The sequence below is a fragment of the Methanophagales archaeon genome, from assembly GCA_021159465.1.
Classification (GTDB): Archaea; Halobacteriota; Syntropharchaeia; order Alkanophagales; family Methanospirareceae; genus G60ANME1.
The window spans coordinates 1-1,685 of record JAGGRR010000138.1 but is presented as its reverse complement, the minus strand read 5'-3'; the positions used below and the strand labels follow the sequence as shown (position 1 = coordinate 1,685).

At 44.7% G+C, this 1,685-nt stretch carries 2 protein-coding genes and 1 pseudogene; 1 reads left to right on the top strand and 2 read right to left on the bottom strand.

The annotated features are described in order from the left end of the window. Positions 1–5 precede the first annotated feature (5 nt). Positions 6–260: a hypothetical protein gene (locus J7J01_06400; protein MCD6210503.1), complete on the bottom strand. Its 255-nt coding sequence runs from the start codon at positions 258–260 to the stop codon at positions 6–8. Beyond that, positions 257–997, bottom strand: a pseudogene (locus J7J01_06395) (TIGR00266 family protein). The gene J7J01_06400 and the pseudogene J7J01_06395 overlap by 4 nt, the downstream one beginning before the upstream one ends. Before the next feature lie 246 nt (positions 998–1,243). Between J7J01_06395 and J7J01_06390 the strand changes: the two are divergent. Then, positions 1,244–1,685, top strand: a 442-nt coding sequence (locus J7J01_06390) for a hypothetical protein (GenBank protein ID MCD6210502.1), incomplete at its 3' end; no start/stop codon positions are given.

Below are 1,685 nucleotides of genomic sequence, written 5' to 3'. Positions count from 1 at the left end.
TGGGCTTATTTCCCCTTCACGTTCTCTAATTTGTAATCTCCGTGTTCATCCACCTTCGGCTTTTTTGCAAGCAAATAGTAAGGAATAGCGAATATAAGCGCAACTCCGGTAGCCACAGCGAGGATTATAAGCGCAATCAGGACGCCCAAGCCTATCAAAGCAGCGAGTATAGCGAGGATTTTGTAGTATTGTAGCAGTCCAAGAAGTATTGCTACAGCGATAATAAATATGATGGCAGAGAGGATAGCATTTCGAATCATCTGCCTATCGTCTCCTCAAACAGTGTTCCGATGACGCCTGAAGACCCTGAAGTACCCTTCGCAGTACCCGGTAAGAACGGAGCTAATGCGCTCGCCAGGTTGTGCAGGGTCATTGATTGGATAAGTACCTTCCCCGGTCCTGTTAGAGTCGTCAGGAACAGACCTTCTCCGCCAAAGAACATCGTCTTTATACCCTTTACACGCTCAATGTCATAATCTACGGTGTCATCCCAGCCGACAACACAACCAGTATCCACTTTCAATCTCTGATCGGCATCGAGCTCAAATTCGACGAAATCGCCACAGGCATGTACGAAAGCTGTTCCGTGCCCGGAAAGTCGCTCAAGAATGAAACCTTCGCCACCGAAGAAGACGGAGCCTAACCTTCGCTGGAGTGCAACGCTCAGCTCTATTGTATCTTCAGCACAGAGGAAAGCATCCTTCTGTGCTATAAATTCTTTATCGGGCGCTATCTCTATCGGTTTTATTGTTCCTGGCGCGTTTCCACCGAAAGCAACAATGCCCGACCCGCCTGTTGGTGTGAATTCAGTGAGAAATATCGTTTCGCCTGCCATTTTCCTGCCTATTGCTTTCAGTAAACCACCCCGCATCTTCGCTTCCATGTTCATATTCGAGCTCATATACACCATTGCGCCTGCTTCTCCATATACCTTCTCACCAGAATTCAACTCCACAGTTACCAGTTGCAGGTTATCTCCCGATATTTTATATTTCATACGGCATCAAAAGTAAGGAATGCGTGTGAATATAAAAATATTCGATAAAATAAAAAAGAGGGTTGTTCATACTTTATACAATAAAAACCGAAAGTCTTTTTATTAAAATCAACCAAAAAATACTAAGTATCTTGTGTAGGGAAGATGGAGAAGGGAGAAGTATGAAAAAGAGAGTGAAAAGTTTGGAATTGGTAACAGCAACCCTTATGTGGACAGAATCGTGGGACGATAAGAAGGGAAGTGAAGGTGAAGGTCAAGGAGAGGGGTGATGGGAAGAAGATGAAACTGAAAGGATTGACCGTTTTTGCTACGATGGTAGTGATATGCGCGCTTGCGCTTACGCCGGCGGTGCCAGCGGGTGCGCAGTCAGAACCATCAACACCGTTTCTAATTTCTGGCTGGGTCAATTACCCTAATGGAGCTCCGGTTAACAATCCATCTGTGAGCATAAATATTACGAACACGTCCGAAGTACTCACGGCGGAGACGAATGCAAGTTCTAATTACTATCAGATATTAACATCATCGGATAATGTGAGCGAGGGGGACATACTTAACTTCAATGCGAGTAATGGCAATGTGAAGAAGTTCAACCACACTGTTACGGATGCTGAAATGACCAATGGCGGCTTTGTTCAGAACATTACGATTTCTGGTATTGCAAATCATGTGGTGATAAGTGAAGTTT

Excerpts from the sequence above, each read along its gene's own strand:
- J7J01_06400 (MCD6210503.1), bottom strand. The coding sequence starts at position 260 with ATGATTCGAAATGCTATCCTCTCTGCCATCATATTTATTATCGCTGTA.